General features: G+C 58.5%; 20 protein-coding genes and 1 pseudogene. 2 read left to right on the top strand and 19 right to left on the bottom strand.

The genetic code is table 11. The features are described 5' to 3' along the window. Positions 1-92: 92 nt before the first annotated feature. From ACR0K4_RS18765 to ACR0K4_RS18685, 17 genes and pseudogenes are all read right to left on the bottom strand, one after another. A complete protein-coding gene (locus ACR0K4_RS18765) occupies positions 93-2,015 on the bottom strand; it encodes a DUF3604 domain-containing protein (protein WP_480855189.1) in 1,923 nt (640 codons plus the stop codon). Positions 2,016-2,199: 184 nt separating this feature from the next. After that, a pseudogene (locus tag ACR0K4_RS18760) lies at positions 2,200-2,905 on the bottom strand (IS6 family transposase). 203 nt (positions 2,906-3,108) lie between these two features. After that, entirely contained in the window at positions 3,109-3,804 is a 696-nt protein-coding gene (locus ACR0K4_RS18755) for an RraA family protein (RefSeq protein WP_480855187.1), read from the bottom strand. After that, complete coding sequence (locus tag ACR0K4_RS18750; RefSeq protein ID WP_480855186.1) at positions 3,801-4,496, bottom strand: alpha/beta fold hydrolase; 696 nt, start codon at positions 4,494-4,496, stop codon at positions 3,801-3,803. The genes ACR0K4_RS18755 and ACR0K4_RS18750 overlap by 4 nt, the downstream gene beginning before the upstream one ends. Next, complete coding sequence (locus ACR0K4_RS18745) at positions 4,493-5,617, bottom strand: cobalamin-independent methionine synthase II family protein (RefSeq protein WP_480855185.1); 1,125 nt, start codon at positions 5,615-5,617, stop codon at positions 4,493-4,495. The genes ACR0K4_RS18750 and ACR0K4_RS18745 overlap by 4 nt, the downstream gene beginning before the upstream one ends. A 10-nt stretch (positions 5,618-5,627) precedes the next feature. Next, a complete protein-coding gene (locus tag ACR0K4_RS18740) occupies positions 5,628-6,230 on the bottom strand; it encodes a class I SAM-dependent DNA methyltransferase (protein WP_480855184.1) in 603 nt (200 codons plus the stop codon). After that, the gene (locus ACR0K4_RS18735) at positions 6,227-7,186 is read right to left on the bottom strand and encodes a cupin domain-containing protein (protein WP_480855183.1); all 960 of its coding nucleotides are present in this window, start codon (positions 7,184-7,186) and stop codon (positions 6,227-6,229) included. The genes ACR0K4_RS18740 and ACR0K4_RS18735 overlap by 4 nt, the downstream gene beginning before the upstream one ends. A gap of 148 nt (positions 7,187-7,334) precedes the next feature. Beyond that, positions 7,335-8,324 (bottom strand): nuclear transport factor 2 family protein, encoded by a 990-nt coding sequence (locus tag ACR0K4_RS18730; protein ID WP_480855182.1) that lies wholly within the window; start codon positions 8,322-8,324, stop codon positions 7,335-7,337. Further along, positions 8,321-9,364 (bottom strand): LacI family DNA-binding transcriptional regulator, encoded by a 1,044-nt coding sequence (locus ACR0K4_RS18725; RefSeq protein WP_480855181.1) that lies wholly within the window; start codon positions 9,362-9,364, stop codon positions 8,321-8,323. The genes ACR0K4_RS18730 and ACR0K4_RS18725 overlap by 4 nt, the downstream gene beginning before the upstream one ends. Continuing rightward, positions 9,364-10,128 carry an SDR family NAD(P)-dependent oxidoreductase gene (locus ACR0K4_RS18720; protein ID WP_480855179.1) on the bottom strand — a complete coding sequence of 255 codons (765 nt, stop codon included), beginning with the start codon at positions 10,126-10,128 and terminating at the stop codon, positions 9,364-9,366. Before ACR0K4_RS18720 ends, ACR0K4_RS18725 begins: the two co-directional genes overlap by 1 nt. Beyond that, positions 10,128-11,183, bottom strand: a complete 1,056-nt coding sequence (locus tag ACR0K4_RS18715; RefSeq protein ID WP_480855178.1) for an ester cyclase — start codon at positions 11,181-11,183, stop codon at positions 10,128-10,130. The genes ACR0K4_RS18720 and ACR0K4_RS18715 overlap by 1 nt, the downstream gene beginning before the upstream one ends. A gap of 48 nt (positions 11,184-11,231) precedes the next feature. After that, positions 11,232-12,563: a histidinol dehydrogenase gene (gene hisD / locus ACR0K4_RS18710; protein WP_480855177.1), complete on the bottom strand. Its 1,332-nt coding sequence runs from the start codon at positions 12,561-12,563 to the stop codon at positions 11,232-11,234. Positions 12,564-12,574: 11 nt separating this feature from the next. After that, positions 12,575-13,105, bottom strand: a complete 531-nt coding sequence (locus tag ACR0K4_RS18705) for an ester cyclase (protein ID WP_480855176.1) — start codon at positions 13,103-13,105, stop codon at positions 12,575-12,577. A gap of 4 nt (positions 13,106-13,109) precedes the next feature. Further along, positions 13,110-14,264 (bottom strand): carbohydrate ABC transporter permease, encoded by a 1,155-nt coding sequence (locus ACR0K4_RS18700; RefSeq protein ID WP_480855175.1) that lies wholly within the window; start codon positions 14,262-14,264, stop codon positions 13,110-13,112. Position 14,265: 1 nt separating this feature from the next. Then, positions 14,266-15,288 carry a carbohydrate ABC transporter permease gene (locus tag ACR0K4_RS18695; RefSeq protein WP_480855174.1) on the bottom strand — a complete coding sequence of 341 codons (1,023 nt, stop codon included), beginning with the start codon at positions 15,286-15,288 and terminating at the stop codon, positions 14,266-14,268. A 67-nt stretch (positions 15,289-15,355) separates the two neighbouring features. Continuing rightward, positions 15,356-16,567 (bottom strand): ABC transporter substrate-binding protein, encoded by a 1,212-nt coding sequence (locus ACR0K4_RS18690; protein ID WP_480855173.1) that lies wholly within the window; start codon positions 16,565-16,567, stop codon positions 15,356-15,358. 76 nt (positions 16,568-16,643) lie between these two features. Then, on the bottom strand, positions 16,644-17,690 hold the full coding sequence (locus tag ACR0K4_RS18685; protein WP_480516639.1) for an ABC transporter ATP-binding protein: 1,047 nt from the start codon (positions 17,688-17,690) through the stop codon (positions 16,644-16,646). A gap of 165 nt (positions 17,691-17,855) precedes the next feature. Between ACR0K4_RS18685 and ACR0K4_RS18680 the strand changes: the two genes are divergently transcribed. Together ACR0K4_RS18680 and ACR0K4_RS18675 are read left to right on the top strand one after the other, a co-directional pair. Beyond that, the gene (locus tag ACR0K4_RS18680; protein ID WP_480855171.1) at positions 17,856-18,857 is read left to right on the top strand and encodes a nuclear transport factor 2 family protein; all 1,002 of its coding nucleotides are present in this window, start codon (positions 17,856-17,858) and stop codon (positions 18,855-18,857) included. Beyond that, a complete protein-coding gene (locus tag ACR0K4_RS18675; protein ID WP_480855170.1) occupies positions 18,854-19,726 on the top strand; it encodes an amidohydrolase family protein in 873 nt (290 codons plus the stop codon). The genes ACR0K4_RS18680 and ACR0K4_RS18675 overlap by 4 nt, the downstream gene beginning before the upstream one ends. A 419-nt stretch (positions 19,727-20,145) precedes the next feature. Here ACR0K4_RS18675 and ACR0K4_RS18670 read toward each other — a convergent pair whose 3' ends face one another. Together ACR0K4_RS18670 and ACR0K4_RS18665 are read right to left on the bottom strand one after the other, a co-directional pair. Further along, positions 20,146-20,736, bottom strand: a complete 591-nt coding sequence (locus ACR0K4_RS18670; protein ID WP_480855169.1) for an HAD family hydrolase — start codon at positions 20,734-20,736, stop codon at positions 20,146-20,148. Between the two features lie 123 nt (positions 20,737-20,859). Continuing rightward, a complete protein-coding gene (locus tag ACR0K4_RS18665; protein WP_480855168.1) occupies positions 20,860-21,849 on the bottom strand; it encodes a quinone oxidoreductase family protein in 990 nt (329 codons plus the stop codon). Positions 21,850-21,875: the final 26 nt, after the last annotated feature.

Genomic DNA, 21,875 nt, shown 5'->3' with positions numbered 1-21,875 from the left:
AAAGGATCCCACACCACGCAATCTTCACACCTATAGTGACTGCCCCGAGGTGAGTTCACCGTCTCGCTGTCCAAGTCCATGCCAAAATCATGTTACTCTGCGGGGGTGTACCAAATCGGGGAGGAATACGCGCGCTCCTGATGCGTTAGAACAGCATCTTGGGGCAACTCTGCGCCGAACCTCAGCTTGTCATAAAGAACCCAACGAGGAGTTGGGATTTCGATTGCCCGAACGTAGTAAAACGCCCTTGCGTTGGGGTCGAAATCCGGATCGGACCAAACCTTCACCAACTCGGCGGTGCCGATTGTGTTGGTCCAACTTGCCGTCTCCAGGTCCACGGTGTTTCCAACCGCGGGAACCTTGCCGTTTTCATCAGCCACGCGATCATCTGACCACGCGACATCGTAAACTTTTTCCCGCAAACCACCGTCCGGGTCGAGCCATCCCTTCACAACCTGAACGCGGTCGAGATTTGCACCAACCGGGTCGCGCAAGGCAGCAATCAGGAAGGACGGTGCCCCTTCACCTTCGCGAGGGCGCAAATCCGACCCCATGGGAACACCTTTGGTATAGCCAACATCTGCAAGGAACCGGGTCTCTACGTCTGTATCGCTAAAGTCCCAGCCGCCAAAGAATCTCAACCCGATCCGAGGTCCGGTCGTCGCGTAGGTTTCGCGCCGCTTGAATGCATCGAAGATCGCCGCGCGCGTGTTCTCGGTCGCCCAAACGGCTGTGTACCCTGACGCGACCAGAAGATCGCCGGGTATTTCACCAAGATCGTTGGCGATGAATGGGTGCTTGATACGAGAGGCCGATGGCTCAACGCTGACCGACTTGCCAAAAAAGTTGTCCTCTTCGGCCGTCGCCAGTGAAGTATGGCTGTCCGTAGCACCGCCCATGCCGAATTTGTAGGGGTTCACGCCGAACTTTTCTTCCAGCATCAAACCGCGCTTCAGCGCTTCTCGGGCATATTCTCCGGCCAACATATCCTCTGTCTTAAGCTCGGTGATATCGAGATTGCCGACGTCCCAGTTTTCATAGTCTGCAAACTCATCATCCGGGCTCAGGAACGGGTGCGCTTCGCCGTCACCCTTGATCTGCGTGACTTCATAATGCGGCTCCCATTTCGCACGAGCAGCCACGTATTCTTCGTCGACCTTACCGCCGTGGTATGTGTCTTCGGTCGGAAACATCCATCCATTTGACAAGTTTCCGTTATGGGCAAAGGCAACAGCACGACCCCCGGTCTTCTCCTGATATTCTTCCAGCCAGGCATAGAGCGCTTTTGGATCTGTGTCGCCGTATGGCGGTTGCGTGACCGGGGGGACCATCTGGAGCGCTCTGATCGGCCCGTCCCGCAACATAACGTTCCGGTGTAGGTTGAACCCCTTCGGGACAGAGGTCCACTCGAACCCTATAAAGGCCGTAAAACTCCCAGGGTCGTTGTGCCGCTCTGCCGCGAGCACAATGTGTTCCCAGGTAAACGCAAAGGCGTCGGCACCAGGGCTGTAAGACTCAAGCAGGATTTCCGGCAGGGTCATTTGAGAGAAATTTGTAATGATATCAAAGGCGGTCTTTCCGGCTTCTTCACCGCCAGCTTTATACCCTTCGTACCACTCCAGACCTTTAGGGTCGGAAATGACGCCCGGCTTGCCGGCTTGCAGATCCGGAGCGAACCCCATCAGATCAGTGTGATCCGTCAAGACCATCCAGTCCAATGGTCGCCCCAGTCTGACGGGTTGGCCTGTCGAGGAGATGACCTGTTCACCCTTTGCAAAGCGCCATGCATCGTCCGGCAGCAACGTGTTTCCAAAAGCGCCGGCGTCCAGAGAAAGCCCCGTGTGAAGATGGGTATCACCCCATAACGGCCGCTCTGGGAAACTGCGTTGTGCATATGGGGAGTAGGGTTGTTCCAGGAACAAGCCTTCAGCTGCCTCTTCGCTTGGCACGGCATCTGAAAAAGCAGAAGCTGGCGCAATCACCAGCGAGAAAATAAGGGGGGAAACCCGGTACATATTGACCTCCCACATCAACAATACGGTTCGAAACAGGGCTCTTGTTGGCTCATTAATATTCGATTTTCTTTATATCATAATGCGTCGACTTCAGTAAAAAGTTTTTTCCGACGATGTTCATTAAACCATCGGGTGCTGCCAGACGAATTCCAACCAATCTCCACAAGGACAGGATGGCCGCCCCTTACGCCTCGCAGAGGCCACGCCACTCAGTGACAGCAGCAGCACGGTTCATCTTGAAGTCGGATCTGGAGGAGAGGCTGCGCTCCGAAGTAAAAAGGTTGTAGATCGAGGCTTGAACTGCGGCGAATTTCTGTAAACTTCGCATGCGCCTGAACCGTTGCATCGCGCGTTCGCGTCGTCGGAAAGGCAGGTGCGAATTCTCGACACGGTTGTTGAGCCACCTGCCCGTCCTTTGGTTTTCGAGAGCACCCATTTCTCTGAGCGCAGCCTTGTAGGATGCGAAGCGATCTGTGACGATCTCTTCGGCGTAACCGTGCCGCTTCAAAAATTTCTTGAGTATTTTAGTGATTTAGCTTTGTTTCTGCGTTTGATGACAACGGCCTCAAGCACTTCACCTTCGTGATCAACAGCCCGCCAGAGATAGTGGCGTTTACCATTCACCTTCACGAAAACCTCTTCAACGGGCCACCTCGATTTTGAAAAGGCTCAGAGTTGCTGAACCCGTTTTCTTCGGATCTCTGATGCAAACATCGGGCCAAACCTGTTCCGCCAGCATCGGACAGCTTCATGGCTCCCGTCGACGCCGCGCTCGTGCAGCAGGTCTTCGACATTCCGAAGCGAGAGCGGGAAACGGATGTAAAGCATCACCGCAAAGTGGATGATCGCGGGGCTGGTTTGAAGTATTTGAAAGAGGCGGGACTGGTCATTCCCAGACGCTACGAAACCGCCCTGCCCCGCTCAAGCAAAGTTCTTCTGAAAAGACCCGCCGGTAAGCTCAGGTATCCTTCAAAACCATTCTTTAACTACCGTGAAGGATCTCGGCAATTCTCTTCACCTTACCTGATGCGGCTGGTTTAAGTTCCTGCTATCTTTTTACTTTGCATGCGATCCTTTCATGTGCCGCTTGCCATCAGACTCTCGCCTTTTCGAACGCAGCCCATGCGGTCTCAAAGGTTTCGAAATCAAACCCGGATTGGCGTGCAGCATCCAGAACGATACGCTCTGTCACCAGCAGCTTTCGGATTGCCGCTTCCAGATGTACGATGGCATCCTCTGGTATTACCAGTGCTCCATGACGGTCAGCGTGTACCAAATCACCTGGGCTTACAGTTAGGCCAAACACGGAAACCCGTGTATCAATCTCGCGTATGTGGACGAAACCATGGCTCGGTCCTATGGAACCGGCGACCACCGGAAACCCATCGGGTAAGTCGCCAAGATCGCGCATCACGCCATTGGTTACGACCCCCGACATCCCGAACCCTTTGTGGACCGACGTGTTGATTTCGCCCCAATAGGCGCCGATACAGTCCGGGTAGTCTACATCCTCAATTACAGCGACAGATGGCTCCGGGGCCTCAGCCATATATTTGTAATAGGCCATGCGGCGCGCCCGGATCACATCTGCTGGCTCGGTTGGTGGGTTAAGGGCGGCGATTTTACCGGTGCGCGCATAGCCAACAATTGCTGGCTCATCAGGGGCAGAGCATTGCATGGTTCCCCGGGTGAACTGATCAAAGCCTCGTTTGCCCTGCGCCACTTCGATGGCGTTGCAGACGGTGGGGGTGTCGACCTTGCGAAGCAGTGACAGAAGCGATGGGGTCATGTGTCCTCCAGCCAGCGGATCAGCGCCGCCGTGGTTTCTTGTGGTTGTTCCAGCGTGGGCAGGTGTCCTGCGTCTTCAATGACGGTCAGCACGCTGTCTGGCAGAAGCTTGTGCATAAGCTGGTGGCGTTCGACGGGGCAAAGACCGTCGGCACGCCCGCACAGAACCAGCGCTTTTCCAGTATAGGCCGACAGGGTCGATTGTTGGTCGGGACGATCCATCAGGGCTTGCGACTGGCGCAGAAAGACGTCTGGCCCCAGATCCGTGGCCATAGCCATGCACAGGTCCAGAATAGCGCCCTGTCGCGGACCATCTGCCAGATAGTTGGGTTTCATCTCATCACGCATCACCTGCCGCAAGCGCCCGTTGCGCACGGCGGCCATCTGCGGCACACGGCGCGCTTTGACCTCAGACGCTTCTGCCAGTGGGTTGGTATCCAGCAAAGCAAGCCGTTCCACTCGATCCGAGGCCTGACGCAGCACTTCCATCGCAACAATCCCACCCATCGACAGCCCCGCCAAAGCGAAGCGCGGAGGGGCGTTGTTCAAAATCTCGGCGGCCATGGCCCCGACGCTGTCCTGCCGACTTAGCGGAAAGCTCATCAACGGCACCCTGTTTGAGAATGCGTCGATCTGCGGACCAAAAAGGCGCGCATCGCACATCATACCGGGCAACAAGATTAAAGGCGTCATGACGCGGCCAGCTTTGCCCCGGCCGACAGCGCCGCCAACTTGGCGTAGGCGATCTGCGGATCGACCGTCCCGAAGCCCGCGAAGGTGCCGAAACCGCAATCGCTGCCTGCAATTACCCGATCCGCCCCAACGATCCCCGAGAACCGGTCGATGCGCTGCGCCACAAGCTCGGGGTGTTCGATGAAGTTGGTGGTGGTGTCAACAACGCCGGGCACCAGCACCGTGTCATCGGGTATCTCATTTTTCCGGTCGCGGAACACAGTCCATTCATGAGCGTGTCGCGGGTTCGAGGTTTCAAATAGCACATAGCGCGACTTGGTCGCCATCAGGGTCGAAAACACCTTGTCCATCGCAATGTCACAACAATGCGGACCCTCGTAATTGCCCCAACAGATATGCACGCGCACACGGTCTTGCGGGACGTTCTGCAACGCATGATTCAGGGCCTCGACATGCATATTGGCAATCTTCACGAACGCGTCATCCGACAGATCGGTGAACAGCATATGCCGTGACAGGGCCAGATCGGGGCAATCCAGTTGCAGGTCCAGACCTGCGGCCACGATTGTTTCGTATTCCTCTTTCATGGCATCAGCCAGCGCGGCCAGATACGCCTCGCGCGTTGGGTAGTGGTCATTCTGCAGAAACAGTGAAATCACGCCCGGCGACGCGGCATTCATGAAGCCTCGGTCGATCCCGTGCTGGGACATCGCCGCCTTGAGGTTGGCGATGTCCTTCTGCAACTCGCCCTGTCCTTTCGAACGCACCTCGCCCGTGCACATGGGCCTTGCATATTGCGGGGTACCGCCATCATCGGCCAGTCGTTGCAAAAAGCTGGGAAACATCTTCAGATCCGCAGGTGCATTGCGCGGGCTGTCGCCGGAAAAGCCCGTGTAGCGATCCTTGACATAAGTCGCGTAGGAAATCTTCGAGGTCTCGCCGTCGCTGACGATATCCACCCCGGCTTCGACCTGCTTGCGCACCGTCTCGGACACCGCTTCGGTCATGCAGGCATCAAAGGCTGCGGCATCGTAGGGCTTGCCGTTTTCACGGGCGAAAATGTAGTCCACCACGTCCTGCGAGCGGGGCAGAGATCCAACATGCGTGGTCTTTACGGTCATCGGGACCTCCTTAGATTTTGCGAGCCATCAGGATTGTGTGGCTTTGGGTTTCAGGGTCTTCGGCAAGAAACCCGGTCAATTGCAGCCCGTTCTGTTCAAGGCAAACAGCATAACCTGCCGGAGACAGCGACGCGTGATAGACACGTTCCGATCCAACCGTGCCACTGTCCTCTCCTGCGCGGGGACCGACGGTCAGCATCAGCATTCCACCGGGTCGCAAATGACGGGACATGCGGGCGATGCAATCCCTTTGTTCATCCGCTGTCAGATGGAAAAAGCTGTTCCAGGCAATGATGCCGTCGAAGGTCTGATCCAGTTCGAAAGCGCGCATATCGCCATGACGCCAATCCCCATCGGGCCATCGGGTTCGGGCAATGGCCAGCATCGCCTCGGAGAAATCAACACCTGTGACGTCAAACTCTTCGGCCTTGAACCACCGAGCAATGGGATCACCCGTGCCGCAGCCCAGATCCAAAACGTGATCGCCGGGCTTCAGGCTGGCGGTGAAGCGCGCCAGCCAGCGCGCTTCGAACAAGGCCTTTGAACGGCGCTTGTCATAGTCGGTCGCCTGCCGTTCATAAATGGCATGGGTGTCGTTAGGGTCTGCGGTCATCCTGTCCAGGTCGCTCCGGCCGGGTCATCGGTTGCGGTAATCCGGTACAGACCCGCCTGCCCGGTCATCGAGGGTTCAACGCTATAGCGTTCCCCCGGCAGAACCAAAGCGGTATCGCCGGCGGACAGGGTGGTTTCAAACCCGTCGACCGAGACGCGCCAATGCCCGCTGGCCGGCATCAGGACGACCGGTTTTTTGGCCAACAGCGGGTCCGTCACGCAAGAGCCGCGCCCAAGGAAATCAACATCGAACCCCGGCTTGTCTTTGATCAGCGCATCCTCTCCGATCACCTTCGCCGGTTTGTGGGCCGACAGCGCCATCAAATCCCAGTAGCGGGCAACGTATTTGCCCACCACATCTTCGACCGGAACCTCGGGATAGGCTTTCAACTCGTCCTCGGTCAGCAGGGGCATCGGGCGCACGTTATGGGGCAGTTCCTGACCCTTCTTGCTGTCGTAAAGCACACCATTGTCGCCCAGCATCAACCCATGCGCCTGCGCGTCTTCGATGACCTGCGGCGCCCATGTGACCCCACCCCCGGCATCGTCTCCGCCCAGGATCGACATGATCATGCCGTAGTCCTGACCGACATTCTCGAACCCGCGGAAGATACCGGTGGGAATGTTGAAGATATCGCCTTCCTCGGCAATGAACTCACCTGCAGTGCCATAGCGACCCCAGAAGAACCGCCAGCGGCCCTTGGCGACAAAGAACACCTCGGCCGTGGTGTGGCTGTGCAGAGAGTTCCGGCATTTCGGCGGCTGGCCCGCAGCGCCGATGTTAAAGCCGATCTTGTCGGTGATGTGGACGTGTTGGTCGGGCGACTCCGAGACGCCGCCGCCGATGATGGTGAAGTTTTCCTTCTGATCGCTGCCCGGCGTATGGGCGTCGATAAAGGCGGTTTTGCAGGGCTGCAGCTCGCCGTAGCGGACGATGCGTTGTTGATTTGTGCTCATGATGGTCTCCTTGAAAATGGGGGTGATGGGATCAATCCCGTCCCCCGGGAGGTCGGTTGTTCAAACGCCGCGCGCGCAGCGAGGCGCGATGCGTGTGAAAGCGCCGCGCCGCCTGACTGGCGTTCAGGGAGAGGCCCATCGCAGCCACTCAGCCCTCCTGTTCCTTTAGCAGGATCTGTTTCCAGACCGAGGTCTCGTCGAAAAGGGTGTATTCCCGACGCAGCTGCGGCTGGCCGGTGATCAACTCGCCGAACTCGCCGTGGCTGATGCCCAGAACATAGACCTGCGCACCGGTTGGCGCGCCAAAGACACCCCAGCCATCATGCTCGCCCCAAAGGCACCAGCGGATCGCGGCGCGAGGGGGCATATTCGGATCGTCGCGGCCAATCTGGTGTTCGATCTTGAATTCGGCGTTTGGGAAGCTGGCGCGCAGTCCCATCCAGAACCGATCCACTGAGTCCCAGCCATGGCCGGTGACCCCGCCTACATACTCGGACTGAACAGCGCGATCATATTCGGTTTCGATTGCGCCCATATCGGCATTCATGATCCGGGTCAGGATATCGGCGTAACGCTGCCCCCATTCATTGTCGTTGCCGGTGCCCGTGTAGGGGCCGGGCTGGTCGATCTCGGGCGTCAGCGGTTTGACGCAGTTCTCAGGTCCACCTTCGCGCGCGATCAGATCGGCGGCGTATTCTTTGGGGTCCCAACCCATCTGACGCACGATCGCGCCCTGATCGCGGATCAGCCATTCGTCGTTGATCTGATTGTCGATGGCGTGGCAGTCGGCGAGAATCCGATAGCGTAATTTGGTTCCGGTCGCTTTACCATAAACACCCTCGGCCAAATGTGTCGCGGTCGAGATGATCCGATGAGAGCTTAGCATTCCTTCTTCCGGCGTACCGGACCAGATTACATCCTCGCCCAGCAATTGGCGGTCGGGAAATTCGGCCAGCGTCGCCATGGTCGCGCCGATAACATTCTGGTTGCCCAGCACCACAGACCCGGGCGAGCGCACGACGATATCCTTGCCGTAATACTCGTGCAGGTTCGCAATGCCGCGATCTTCCCAGATTTCTTTGGTGATCCCGATGATGTAGTCCGGGAAATCCCGGAATTTCGGATCAAAGCCCTTCATGTCTCAGTCCTTTGCGGTTTCCACCCCTTCGGCAGCCGCGCCGAGGTGCGCACGATCAGCGGCCCGTCAATGGCCACTTTGCGCGGTTCGGCCGTGGCCGGGTTGTCGATATGGTCAAGCAATGCAGTGACGGTTTCAGCCACCATCAGGTTCGCGCGCTGGCGGATTGTCGTCAGGTTATAGGCAGGCCACCCGGCGGGCGGCACATCGTCATAGCCGATGACCGAGACATCCTCGGGCACACGCAGGCCAAGTTCGAAACGGATCACGTCCATCACGGCCAAAGCCATGTGATCATTAGCCACGAATACCGCGTCGGGCCGTTTGCCGGGCGCCACATCAAACATCCGGCGGGCGGCGGTGCGGGCGTTCTCGGTGTGGAAATCTCCGACCTCATGGGCGAACACATCCTGCCCGCCTTCGGCCAGTACCGCGCGGAAGCCTGCCTCGCGGTCGCGCTGCGTCGAGGCACCCTGCCAACCCGCGATATAGGCGATGCGCTTATGCCCTCCGGCCAGTAGAAACTCGGCCACTTTGCGCCCGCCCGCATAGTTGTCCGAGGCCACCGTGGTGATCCCGTCAAGATCCTGCGTACGGTTGAACAATACCACCGGAACGCCGGCCTGCTGGCAGCGCGTTGCGATATCCGACGACATCGGAACCGAAGCCAGAATGACCCCATCGACCTGATAATCCAGAATCTCGTCCATCACGTCGTCAATATTCCCGGCCGAGCGGGAGGCCATGAAAATCAGCACGTGATAGCCTTGTTCTTGCAGCGCATTGGAAAGCTTCTCCAACGCCTCAGGGTAGAAGTAATTCTCGAGATACCCCACCACCAGACCGATGATCCTGCTTTTGCCCGACACCATAGCGCGGGCCAGAACATTGGGTCTGTACCCCAGTTCGGCGGCGGCTTTGCGCACTTTGTCTTCGGTCTTTTTACTGACCGAGGCACCGGGCGTGAACACCCGGCTGACCGCCGACTGGCTGACACCGGCCAGTTGCGCAACCTGCAAGGATGTGACTTTTTCAGCCATCAGTCCGCCGTCCATCCGCCGTCAATCAGCATAGAAGTGCCCGTCACCAGCGCCGAGGCGTCCGAGGCCAGATAGGTGACGACCCCCATGATGTCTTCGACCTCGCCCACGCGGTCGAGCTTGATCTTGTCCATGATCCATGCGGCGCGTTCTGGGTTTTCGAAGGTGGCCTGCGTCAGCGGCGTGCGGATGAACGTCGGGCAGACCGTGTTGATGCGGATGCGCTGTTTGCCCCATTCGATCGCCATCGCTTTGACCATGCCCTCGAGCCCGTGTTTCGTTGCGCAATAGAGCGCCCGGTCCACACCGCCCACATGGCCCATTTGGCTTGAGATATGGATAATCGACCCCGGCCGCCCTGCCGCCAGCAGCGCCTTGGCCGCATAAGACGACAGGAAATAGGCCGACCGCAGATTGATATCGGTCACCGCGTCGAAATCTTCGGGCGTGGTGTCGATTGCCGGGCCGTGGCGGGCGGTTCCGGCAGAATTGACCACCACGTCAAAAGCACGGACGTCGAACAGCTGTTTCAGCGCCTGCAAGTCACCCTGATCCACCACCACAGCCTCGGCCGACCAGCCCTGCGCCTGCAGCGCGGCGACGGTCTCAGCCAGTCTATCCGCCCCGCGCGCAGCACAAACCACATGCGCTCCGGCTTCGGCCAGCGCAACGGCGCAACCCTGACCGATACCCGACGAGGCACCGGTAACCAGCGCGGTTTTGCCGCGTAGCGAAAACGAGGGGGTGCGGGGCAGGTCAGTCATCAGCTCATTCCATCCGGTATTTCAATTCGGCCCATATTCCGGGCCTTGTTGAATTCCCGCAGACGGGCGAACACGTCAACTCCCAGTTGGCGATACGCGTCCAGAAGATCGACCAGAACCCAGTTTTCGCGAATGAGACCATTCTCGAGCCGCCAGAAATCCAGGCTGCGCATCGTGATCCGCTGGCCCGAGTGCGCAATCCCCATCCAGCCGTCATGGGTTACGGTCTGGATCATGTTCGGCCAGCCGGTGACGGCGGCATAATCACCGTCGCCGAAGAAGTGATAGGTGATGTCATCCACATACTTCCCGCGATCCGGCATCCCGTTCAGAAACGGAATCTGGTGCCAGTTGCGAAACCCAGCAAAGCCGCGCCCGGTTCCAATCCCGGCGGGGCCGTACCAGTTCATGCGGGGATGCCAGAACTTCTCCATCTCCATCACCTCTGGCCCGCCTTCCGAGGGGTGTTTCTTGAGGTGATCCAGCATGTCGATGATGTGTTGGCGTGTCTCTTGGCCTTTGGCGGCATCATATGGCCCCGGAACCAGACCATCCTGCGTCGCGGGGCCCGGCACATGCCATTCGTGGCCAAGGCTGGGGACCATGGGCCAGGCATTGGCCTGCATCATCACTTCGGGGATGTCCCACAGCGCCTGCATCTCGACGATCTTGCCGTCGCGGAAGCGATAGAATTCATGGAACCGCATCGTCACCTGATGGCCGGTCGGCGGGATATCCAGCCACGGCCCGGTGAAGGTGCCGGTATAATAGCCGCCGCAACCGACCCAATCCGCACCGTGCCCATCCGGCCCGGCCATCACGATATAGTCGCGCCGCTCCAAGTCAGGCCATGCGTCCAGCAGGCCCTTGTAAGCGGTATCGTAAAAGGCATCGCTGCCGGTGCTGTCGCCAAACGGGTGGCACAAACGAAACGTGGTATCCGGCGCGCTGGCAGCATCCAATGCCTTACGAACCCCGTCCTCGGAAAAGTCATACATCGCACACCGCATCGGTGCGATCAGCATCTTGTGATGGCTATGACGATCCGTTTTCATCTTTTCCCAAATACTCTGGGGGAGGCTGAAAGCCGGGGGCAAAGCCCCCTACTCTGCGACGTCCCGATAGGGGGCGGCCTCGCCATAGGGGACGTTGATCCCGCCATAACGGCGGACGCGGACATTACATTGCTCGGCATGGCCCACGAAGCCTTCCAGCATACACAGGCGCGAGCCGTATTCGCCAACCAGCGTCGCCGCCTCATCGGTCAGAACTTTCTGATAGCTGTGTGTTTTCAGGTACTTACCCACCCAAAGACCGCCGGTATAGCGCCCGGCCTTTTTGGTCGGCAGTGTGTGGTTGGTGCCAATCACCTTGTCCCCGTTCGACACATTGGTGCGCGGGCCAAGGAACAACGCGCCGTAGCAAGTCATGTTCTCAAGGAACCAGTCATCGCGGTCGGTCATCACCTGCACATGCTCGGAGGCGATGTCGTCGGCGACTTTCAGCATCTCGTCATAGGTGTCACAGACAACCACCTCGCCATACTCGGCCCAAGACACTTTCGCAGTATCGGCGGTTGGCAGGATGCCCAGCAGGCGGTCGACCTCGGTCAGAGTATCTTCGGCCAGTTTGCGCGAATTGGTCAACAACACGCAGGGGCTGTTATAGCCATGCTCGGCCTGCCCCAGCAGGTCGGTGGCGCAAAGCTCCGCATCTGCTGCGGTCTCATCGGCGATCACCATGGTCTCGGTCGGGCCAGCAAACAGGTCGATGCCCACACGGCCAAAGAGCTGGCGTTTGGCTTCGGCCACAAACGCGTTGCCGGGGCCAACCAGCATGTGGACGGGATCAATGGTTTCGGTCCCCAGCGCCATCGCGCCGATGGCCTGAATGCCGCCCATCACATAGATCTCATGCGCGCCGCCCAGATGCATGGCGGCGATCACCGCCGGGTTCGGTTTGCCCTGAAACGGAGGTGTGCAGGCGATGATACGCGGAACGCCAGCCACGCTGGCCGTCGCCACCGACATATGAGCCGAGGCCACCATGGGAAACTTTCCGCCGGGCACATAACAGCCCACAGATTGCACGGGGATGTTCTTGTGGCCCAGAATGACTCCGGGCAGGGTTTCAACCTCGATATCCAGCATCGAGTCCCGCTGCGCCTGCGCAAAGTTGCGCACCTGTTCCTGCGCGAATTTGATATCGTCCAGTTCCCGATCAGTCAGTTGCCCGATCAATTCGTCAATCTGCTCCTGTGACAGGCGGAACGAGACGGGCGAATAGTTGTCGAACTTCTCGCTCAGCTCGCGCACGGCGGCGTCACCGCGGGTTTCGATGTCTTTCAGCGTGGCTTCGACCACGGCGCGGGTCTTGGCGTCGTCCTCAGCCCGGTCAGCGTCGGACTTGCCGCGTTTGAGATACTCGATTGCCATCATCCTGATCCTTACTTGTCGGGGCGGGGCGCGGTTTTCTCACCCCGGTCATAGGCTTCCCAGCCCTCACCGTTGAACAGATCGACCCCCAGCTGCGCGGCCACATGGGCGAAATCCACGTTCACCCAGTTGTCGACGATCTTGCCATCGACCACTTTCCAGAAATCCATATAACGGATTTCAACCCGTTTGCCGGTGGGGGCGATGCCCAGAAACTCGCCGGAATGGGTGGTCTCTTGCCGGCCAAAGGCGGCGGCCCATTCGCCCATGTAAAGACGCGCCTCATCAATGCAGGTTTTGTCCGAAAACGCCGCCTGAAACGGGCGCTGCCAGTTGTCCTGAAACTCTTTCAGGCCGGTTTTGGTGCCGCAACCCTGATTGCCCATCCAGCGGAAACCCTTTGAGAAGAACTCGCCGATATCGTCAATACGGTGGTCGTTCAGACCGTCCACCATGGTTTCGATCACGCGGCGGGTTTCATCCGTTTTGGACATATCCGTATCGCGTGTCAGAACGGCTTGTTCCGGGCGAGAACCCTTCATTTCTTTATCCTTTTACTGCGCCAGCGGTCAGACCGCTTACGATTTGGCGTTGGAAGATCATCACAAGGAAGAACAGCGGGGCGATGATCGACACCGCAGCGGCCACGGCGACCACCTGATCGGTCGTCGTTGTCTCGCGGTTGAACATGCCCGCAATGGCGGGGACCATCGTCTGGTTCTGCGCATCAAGCAGCAGTGAGGTCACAAGAAAGTCGTTATAAGCCAGCAGGAAGCTGAACAGCCCGGTCGTGATCACCCCCGGCCACATCACCGGCATGATCACGCGGCGGAAGGCCTGAAAGTGGTTACAGCCATCGACCCGTGCGGCCTCGTCCAGTTCGGCCGGGATGTTCTGGAAGAACGAGCGCAGCATCCAGATCGTGAACGGCTGATTGATCGCCACCAATACCGCGATCACGGCGAAAGGCTTGCCATAAAGCGTCGGCGCGTTCTCACCCAGAATTGGTGCCAGCCATTCGGCTGAGTTGATGAAGACCGGCAGATAGCCCGCCACCAGAACCGAATGGGGCAGCGCGCGGAAGATAAGCGCGATCAGCAAGATCCAGAAGGCCAGTGTCGAGCCCGACCGCGCCAGTCCATAACCCGCCAGAGTTCCCACTGTCAGCGACACGGTCACAACCCCGGCGGTCACGATCAGCGAGTTTTTGAAATTGTTTGAAAAACCCCGGTCAACCCAGACGGTCTTGTAATGCTCGGTCGTCATGCCCAACACATCGCGACCCAAGGGGCCGAAGAGCGGGTTCAACACATTCAGAACCGCCGGCAAGACCACAAAGAACACCAGAAGGAAGGCGATCAGCGCGACCAGTACTCCGACCACCCAGCCGAACCATGCCTGACCCGGCGCGGTGTATTCCTTGATCTTCGCGGGCAGTACTTTGGTCACGAGCATCGCCGCGCCCCAGATCACCGCGATGCCTAGGATGATATCCAGAATCGAAAGCCCATTCCCTGTGGCCAGCGTTGCCGGGCCAAAGATCACGTTCAAGGCGTTGCTGTCATAGGCGTCCACCGGGGATTTGACGCTCATGATTGCGATCCAGACGATCGGGAAAGCGGCAACAAGGCACCAAAACGCCAGGAAGATGTTCGAGGTCAGCCGTAGGCTGAGAGGTTGGCGAAGCGCGCGCGAGGACATATCAGTGGCCTCCTTTATGGTCGCGCCAGGTGCGGCGCAGCGGCAGGATCAACAGAAGCACGATCCCGATCATGGTCAGCATCGCGCTGGCCGAAGCCCGGCTGATCGACCGGTTGCCCGCCTGATCCGGCACGAGGAAGTCGAAGGTCAGCCATTGCAACGAGATGACGTAAGCTTGGCTCGAGAAACCGACGATCTCTTCGAAGACCCTGTAGGCGTCCATCAGGTGGATCATCGAGACAAAAATGATCAGCGGCATCAGATGCGGAATGACGATGTATTTCATGCGCTGCCAGCGGGTCGCCCCGTCGATCACGGCACTTTCCAGACTGTCCTGATTGACGGTCTGGAGCCCGGCATAGAACACCACGGCCGCAAACGGGGCCACATGCCAGACGCGGTAGAACATCATCAGCACTTCAATCGTCCACGCCTGCGCAAACAGTGCGATGTCGCGGTTCAGCCACCATTCCAGCAGCGCCGTCAGGATGCCGTCCCCACGGAACAGCCAGTTGATCGACAGCGCGCCGATCACCGGCGTAATGATGAAGGGCAGCAGCGAGATAAAGATCACCGGCCCGCGGATTGACCGCGCGGCGTTGTTGATCAGAACTGCGATGCCCAGCCCGAACCCGATGACCAGAGGCAGCGTGATCAGCGTGAATGTCAGCGTGAACCGCAGCGCCTTCCAGAAGTTGATCGTGGACAGGACCGACCAATTGCCCTCGGTGATCGCACGCCACGCCCGCTCGGGCTCCAGCACGTTGCGATAGCTTTGCAGGCCGACATATTCGGTCTGGGTGATCACCTCGCCATGCTCATCCAGCTTGGGTTGCGATTTTTCTTCGGTGACGCAAGTCTGGGTCAGGAAGCCGGGGGTGCAGGTCTCGACCTCGACCGTCTCGTAGACGGGTTGGGTGATGTAAAAGCTTTGCTTGAACACGCTCACCAGTGGGAACGCGATAAAGAGAAGCATCATAAAGACAGAGGGGCCAACAAAGGCGGCAAATGTCCGGAAATTCATGGCTCTGCCTTTCTCATGGTTCTCGGGTGGGGAGTTAGGGAGGGCGCGGGGCCCTCCCCAGAGAGGATCAGTTGCTGATCAGACCAGCCTCTTTCGCGGCGGTGATATAGTCCGCCTCGATATCGGCCAGTGCGGTCTGCGCGTCCTTGGCCCCGGTCAGGTAATCGGCCAGACCATTGCCCAACGCGCTGTGCAGCACACCCATTGCAGCGCTGGCCGGGTAGGCCCCCGCACCGTTTTCCGCCGAGGCAGCGGCGCCAGCGGCCAGTTCGCCGGGTTGGTAAGCAGCGTTCAGCCAGACGGCAGTGTCATTGTTGGCGCTGACCATGTCACCGTCGATCCCTTCCATGACCAGACGGAAGGCGGCGTCGGCCTCCTCGTCGCTCATGTTCGAGGCCAGAACGATGCCGTCCCACCAGATCGTGGTCGAGGGGCGTTCGGATCCCATCGGGGCCGAGGCCATTGTGACCTTGCCGACCACCTGGCTTTCGGCCTCGTCATTCATGGCAGCGGCGCGGCTGGCCCACAGGTTCGCCATGGCGATCTTGCCCTGCTGGAACTGCTGCTGAACATAGGTTGAATCGGACACGAGGTATTCGGGATCCATGAACTCGGTCATGGCCTTCATCGTCTCAAGCGCTTTGACGCCCTTTTCATTGTTGATCGCAGGCATGTTGCCTTCGCCGATGAACGTGCCGCCTTCGCCCATATACATGTTGACGAATTCCTGGGCGAGGTTCCAACCGGTTTTGAAGGTGCCGCCGATGGGGTATTCCATCACGCCGGCCTCCTTGATCTTGGCGGCGGCGGCCAGAACGTCATCATAGGTTTTGGGCTCTTCAATGCCCAGCTCGGCCAGAACGTCCGAACGGTACATCAGGTGCTGCGCGTTCACCATCATGGCGATCGCCATTACCTGACCGTCCACCTTGATCAGCTGGTTGGGCAGCAGGTCTTGCCCGTATTTCGCAACCAGATCATCCAGCGGACGGATCGTGCCCGCGTTCAGCAGCGGGATCATGGTTTCGTTCGCAACGCCCCCGATCTGGTAGAGCGACGGGTTGGCAGCGAATGCTTCGGGCTGCTTCTCGCGGAATTCCTGGTCCAGCGAGGCACTGAAATTGCCGCATTCGGCCATTGCATCCGTTACCGCTTTCCATGCCTCGAACCCCGCCGATAGCGATTTCAGCGGCACTTCGTTTTCATAGGAACAGGCTGCTGATGCACCGCTTGCTGCGATGGCCATGGCGCCTGCCATTAGGATTGTCTTGAGTTTCATGCGTTTCTCCCTGTCAGGATGGGTCCGTCGTCGACGCCCGGACCGCTGTTGTGCCCCTATGGGCTGTCGTTGGGGGTTACTCCCCGATCCGCGCACCGCTTCCAGCTTCGAAGAGGTGACAGATTTCTGTTGGCACCGAGAACGAGACATCATCTCCGATCTCGGCGCGGAAGGCTTTGTCAGCCTTGACCGAGACCAATGCCCCGCCGACCCGGACCGATATCATGGTGGCATCCCCCAGCAGTTCCAGCGTGTAGATCGGTGCGGTGATCTGGCCTGCGCCTTCGGCAAGGCTGGCATCTTCGGCCCTGAAGCCCAGCGTCATCGGGCCGTTCGGCGCATCGACCGGAATTTCGACATGCTCGGCGCGGAACACACCACCCGACACCTCACCGTCCATCAGGTTCATGGCGGGCGAGCCGATAAAGCTGGCCACAAACGTGTTCGCCGGACGGTCATAGATCTCGGTCGGGCTGCCGACCTGCTGAACCACGCCCTGTTTCATAACGACCACGCGGTCGGCCAGCGTCATCGCCTCGATCTGATCGTGGGTCACATAGATCGTCGTTACTGCCAGTTCGTGGCTCAGGTTCTTGATCTGCGCCCGGGTCGAGACGCGCAGCTTGGCGTCGAGGTTCGACAGAGGCTCGTCCATCAGGAACACGTTCGGCTCACGCACGATAGCGCGGGCCAGCGCCACGCGCTGCCGCTGCCCGCCAGACAGTTCAGCGGGTTTGCGATGCAGGAAATCGTCCAGCTCGACCATGGCGCTCGCGCGGCGGACCTTGTCGTCATGGGTCGCCGGGTCGATGCCACGCACTTTGAGCGGGAAGCGGATGTTTTCATAGACGTTCATGTTGGGATAGAGCGCATAGCTTTGGAACACCATCGCCACATCGCGGTCCTTGGGTTCCAGATCGTTGACAACGTTGCCGTCGATCAGAATGTCGCCCTCGGTCACATCCTCCAGCCCTGCAATCATCCGCATGGTGGTGGTCTTGCCGCAACCCGATGGCCCAAGCAGCACCAGAAACTCGCGATCCGCGATTGTCAGGTCGAAATTATGCACCCCAACAAACGCACCCCATCGCTTGCCGACGTTCCGCAACTGAATTTCCGCCATGGTGCCCCCAACAAGGATTCGGTTTTGCATACGTTTGCAAAACTGTAATTCGCATGTATCAAATCAGGCAAGACTTTTTTGCATACGTATGCAATTATACGCTAGCTGCTCGATTCACCCCCGCGGCACCACACTCGTAATACCCTGACAAAAATTGGAAATACCGTGACCTTCCAGAAAGAGAAAAAAGTTGTCTCCGACTTTCACGCGGCCTTAGAGTCAGCGTCAGTCCAAGACGTTTCCGGTGTGATCAGCCGTTTCTGTGCACCAGATATAGTGTGGCGCGGCTTTCACCCGTTCAACCTGATCCAAGGCCCCGACATGGTTGCACAGCAATTCTGGACACCCCTGAAATCCAGCCTGACCCAATTGCAGAACCGGGTCGATATCCTGTTCGCCGGGCAGAATTCGCTGCGGGATGAGGCGGATGTTTGGGTCGTCACCATGGGGCATTTGATGGGGCTTTTCGACCATCCCTGGCTGGGCATTCGCCCGACCGGAAAGCTGGCCTTTCTGCGCTATTGCACATTCTACAAGGTCGCCGGCGGCCAGATCACGGAAACGGCGATGTATTTCGACATACCACATCTCATGGTGCAAGCCGGACAGAACCCGTTTCCTCCGCAAACAGCGGCGCATCTGGTGCAACCCGGCCCAAGGCCACATGACGGTCTGCTGTTGGCAGAACAACCCGTTGCGGACGGGGAAAAAACACTGGCCGTGATCAACGCGATGATTTCGGATCTCGGCCAGTGGGGAAGCGGGTTACCGCTGGAAGAGGAATTGGCCCGAACCTGGCACCACGACATGATCTGGTGGGGGCCCGAGGGGATCGGCGCGACCTACACGATCGAACGCTATGCCAAGCAACATTCGGGACCGTTCCGCGCCGCTTTCAAAGACCGCTCAAAGACCAATCATATCTGCCGCCTGGCCGAGGGGCATTATGGCGGCTTCTTTGGCTGGCCCAACTTCACTGCCACACCCTCAGGGGGGTTCATGGGTATGCCGGCCACGGGCAAACCCGGCGAGTTCAGGGTGATCGATATCTATCGCCGCGCGCAGGACAAGCTGGCCGAAAACTGGATATTCATAGACCTGTTGCATTTCTGGAAACAGCAGGGTGTCGACATTCTGGGTCGGACAACCGGGATTGAGGCACCATGAAGATAGACGCACATCATCATCTGTGGGACCTGAACGCGGTGGAGTATCCTTGGTTGATGGAAAAGGGCGCCGTTCGGTTCTTTGGCGACCCCACGCCGATCCAGCGGGATTACTTGTTGCCAGAGTATCGCGCGGATGCGTCAGCGCAGGGTTTCTCTGCGTCGGTCCATATCCAGGTCGGTGCCGCGGATCCCTGGGCCGAGGCGCAGTGGGTGCAATCCGTGGCCGACCGATATCCGGACTGGCCGCTGGTTCAGGTCGTGTTTTGCGATCTGACGGCCAATGATCTGGAGTACCAACTCGACCGCTTTCAATCGTTACCCTCGGTCCGCGGTGTTCGTCAGATCGTAGGGCGCGCGCCCGGTGAGGATGCCAAAACCGGCACAAATACTCTGCTTGGAAACCCGGCTTTCAAGACCGGTCTGACAGCCTTGGGTGAGCGTGGCCTGTCCTTTGATCTGCAATTACTCCCCGAACTGATGGAACAGACTGCCGAAGTGCTTTCTCAGGCACCGCATACGTCTGTAGCGCTTTGTCACGCGGGCTCACCATATGACCGCAATGCCGAGGGACTAAGTCACTGGCAAGAGGCGCTCAGTTCCTTATCCGAACTGCCTCACGTTTATTGCAAGCTCTCCGGTCTCGGTATGTTTGATCACAACTGGAGCGTGGAAAGCGTCGCACCAATCGTTTCAACCTGCTTGTCGCAATTCGGCGCCCATCGCTGCATGTTCGGCTCGAACTTTCCGGTCGACAGTCTCTCTTCAACCTTCAATGAACTGGTGTCGCGTCTTCAAGAACTGATCCCTGATGCGCATCAGAACTGCGTGTTCCATGACATTGCAAAAAGGTTCTACCGTTTTGAGTAAGCTTTAAAACTGTACTCGAATCTGCTCTGTTTGTTTCGAAGCATTGAAACTAACGGTGCCGGGCGCTTCGCTTCCAAGCTCGGCCCATACCCGACATTCAGCCACCAATCGAGATGCTGCGACCGCAGCCCGCTATCTGGACATTCGCCGCAACCGCAAAATCAAAGACTGCGTGAACTCACGGTTCGCGGGACAAAGACGCCACTAAGGCCAACGAACTGAATGGCTACTTCCTCGAACCTCAAACGGATACAAGAATTTCCGCACCGTAGAGCAGCGGATTTTCAATGCGCGCCATGGCGATCTAAGTTGCGCATTTCGTTGGACCACAACGAAACTGTGCTGGGCCTGGGCATCGACACGCACACGACGCTTGGCCCACCACATTTACGTTGCCTCGGTATCACAAGGTCACTCCGTCAGCGGATGGCACGCGCTAGCTCAACAAAGCTATCCACTTCGAAATCGTACGTGCCGATTTGAGGGAGCTCCGGTTGGTCCTCTGGAGCGTCGCCCCATTCTTCGGGTCTTCGCACGAGAGCTGTTCTGAACCCCACCGCTCGTGCAGCATCAAGATCGAAGGGATGGCAGGCTACCATGAGGCATTCTTCCGGCTCGAACTGGAGCATGCTGGCTGCCGATCGATACGCCTCGGGCAACATCTTATAAACTCCGAGGCCTTCGCAGGAGAGGATCGCATCCCAGTCCAATTCATTGGCGCGGGAGCTATCTATGACCAAACGATAGGAGAGGAGAGTGAAGCTCACGACGAGATACCGTTTGAGGAGCTCTTTCAGGCCTTGCCGAACATCAGACCACGCTTTGAAACTGTGCGGAGCGTCCCAGGCAGTCGCTTTATGGTCGACCGCGTCGAACGCCTCAAGGCCCTCGGCGGTCAGCAGGGCATCAAGACAGAACCTGTGCGCGTCATCAAAGTTGTCGCTTGGTGGGCCGTTTTTGCCGAGATCAACCATCTCTTCCAAGCTTCGGCGGCGCAGTTCATTTGCCAACGTCGACCAATCACGACTGATGCCACGTTTTAGGCCGTTTGAAAGGCCTCGTGGAACCCAGTATGCCAATCGAGCACCGTTCCCCCGTGTCGAAGGTGAGTGCTTTTATCCCTGCAAGACCACTCATGGGACCAGGACAGTCGCACCAAGCGTGGTTCCGCTTTCGATTGCCTCATGAGCTTTGACGGCATCCTTGAGCGGGTATTCATAGTTAATGTTGGCATCCAGAATGCCGTCGCCGATGGCCTTGAACAAATCGCGGGCTGTCCATTCAAGATCCGATCGTTTGGCTACATAGTGCATGATCGCGGGACGGGTGATGAACAATGATCCTCGCCGTCCGAGATCTTGAATGATATCGACTGGATCGGGGGGGCCAGAGACGTGGCCGTAAGCAGCGCAGACCCCCATCAGACGTAGACAATCCAGCGAGTCCTGCAATGTGTCTTTGCCGATCGCCTCGTAGACCACGGCGCATCCTTCACCATCTGTGACCTCACGTACGACATCGACAAAGCTCTGCTCCGACCGAACGACCGGGTGGTCGCACCCTGCGGCCCGCGCCACCTCAGCCTTTTCCGGCGTTGAAACGGTGCCGACGACAGTGGCCCCCAATGCTCGGGCCCATTGGCACAGGATCAACCCCATGCCACCTGCTGCGGCGTGGACGAGAATCGTATCCCCGGGTAGCACAGCGTAGGTCCGATGCAGAAGGTAATGCGCGGTCATGCCTTTCATCAAAAGGGCCGCCACTTGCTTGTCGTCTAGCCCATCCGGCAAGTGCAGCAGCTTATCCGCAGGGTAATTGCGTACCTCGGAATAGCTGCCCAATGGCGGGATGCCGTAGGCCACCCGGTCCCCGGTTTGGAAGCCGGTCACACCGTCCCCAACACCTTCGACAATCCCAACACCTTCGAACCCGATCACGACCGGCTCATCCGGCACTGGCCATGGATGAGAAATGCCTCCGCGATGATAGGTGTCAGCAAAGTTCACACCAACAGCGGTGTGCTTCAGCCGAACCTCTCCTGGGGCGGGATCAGGGACAGGCCAATCTTCCCACACCATGCAACTGGGCGGACCCTTCTTGTGGATCACCTGTGCTTTGCTCATCATCATACCTCCCCTGGACGTGTGCG

The organism is Ruegeria sp. K11 (genome assembly GCF_056531905.1).
The sequence above is the reverse complement of the archived record's forward strand: the minus strand, read 5'-3'. Positions and strand labels throughout refer to the sequence as shown.

Excerpts from the sequence above, each read along its gene's own strand:
- ACR0K4_RS18675 (WP_480855170.1), top strand. The coding sequence starts at position 18,854 with ATGAAGATAGACGCACATCATCATCTGTGGGACCTGAACGCGGTGGAG.
- ACR0K4_RS18700 (WP_480855175.1), bottom strand. The coding sequence starts at position 14,264 with ATGTCCTCGCGCGCGCTTCGCCAACCTCTCAGCCTACGGCTGACCTCG.
- ACR0K4_RS18715 (WP_480855178.1), bottom strand. The coding sequence starts at position 11,183 with ATGAAAACGGATCGTCATAGCCATCACAAGATGCTGATCGCACCGATG.
- ACR0K4_RS18685 (WP_480516639.1), bottom strand. The coding sequence starts at position 17,690 with ATGGCGGAAATTCAGTTGCGGAACGTCGGCAAGCGATGGGGTGCGTTT.
- ACR0K4_RS18705 (WP_480855176.1), bottom strand. The coding sequence starts at position 13,105 with ATGAAGGGTTCTCGCCCGGAACAAGCCGTTCTGACACGCGATACGGAT.
- hisD (WP_480855177.1), bottom strand. The coding sequence starts at position 12,563 with ATGGCAATCGAGTATCTCAAACGCGGCAAGTCCGACGCTGACCGGGCT.
- ACR0K4_RS18730 (WP_480855182.1), bottom strand. The coding sequence starts at position 8,324 with ATGAAGGGCTTTGATCCGAAATTCCGGGATTTCCCGGACTACATCATC.
- ACR0K4_RS18725 (WP_480855181.1), bottom strand. The coding sequence starts at position 9,364 with ATGGCTGAAAAAGTCACATCCTTGCAGGTTGCGCAACTGGCCGGTGTC.
- ACR0K4_RS18765 (WP_480855189.1), bottom strand. The coding sequence starts at position 2,015 with ATGTACCGGGTTTCCCCCCTTATTTTCTCGCTGGTGATTGCGCCAGCT.
- ACR0K4_RS18695 (WP_480855174.1), bottom strand. The coding sequence starts at position 15,288 with ATGAATTTCCGGACATTTGCCGCCTTTGTTGGCCCCTCTGTCTTTATG.
- ACR0K4_RS18720 (WP_480855179.1), bottom strand. The coding sequence starts at position 10,128 with ATGACTGACCTGCCCCGCACCCCCTCGTTTTCGCTACGCGGCAAAACC.
- ACR0K4_RS18755 (WP_480855187.1), bottom strand. The coding sequence starts at position 3,804 with ATGACCCCATCGCTTCTGTCACTGCTTCGCAAGGTCGACACCCCCACC.
- ACR0K4_RS18745 (WP_480855185.1), bottom strand. The coding sequence starts at position 5,617 with ATGACCGTAAAGACCACGCATGTTGGATCTCTGCCCCGCTCGCAGGAC.
- ACR0K4_RS18690 (WP_480855173.1), bottom strand. The coding sequence starts at position 16,567 with ATGAAACTCAAGACAATCCTAATGGCAGGCGCCATGGCCATCGCAGCA.
- ACR0K4_RS18735 (WP_480855183.1), bottom strand. The coding sequence starts at position 7,186 with ATGAGCACAAATCAACAACGCATCGTCCGCTACGGCGAGCTGCAGCCC.
- ACR0K4_RS18665 (WP_480855168.1), bottom strand. The coding sequence starts at position 21,849 with ATGAGCAAAGCACAGGTGATCCACAAGAAGGGTCCGCCCAGTTGCATG.
- ACR0K4_RS18740 (WP_480855184.1), bottom strand. The coding sequence starts at position 6,230 with ATGACCGCAGACCCTAACGACACCCATGCCATTTATGAACGGCAGGCG.
- ACR0K4_RS18750 (WP_480855186.1), bottom strand. The coding sequence starts at position 4,496 with ATGACGCCTTTAATCTTGTTGCCCGGTATGATGTGCGATGCGCGCCTT.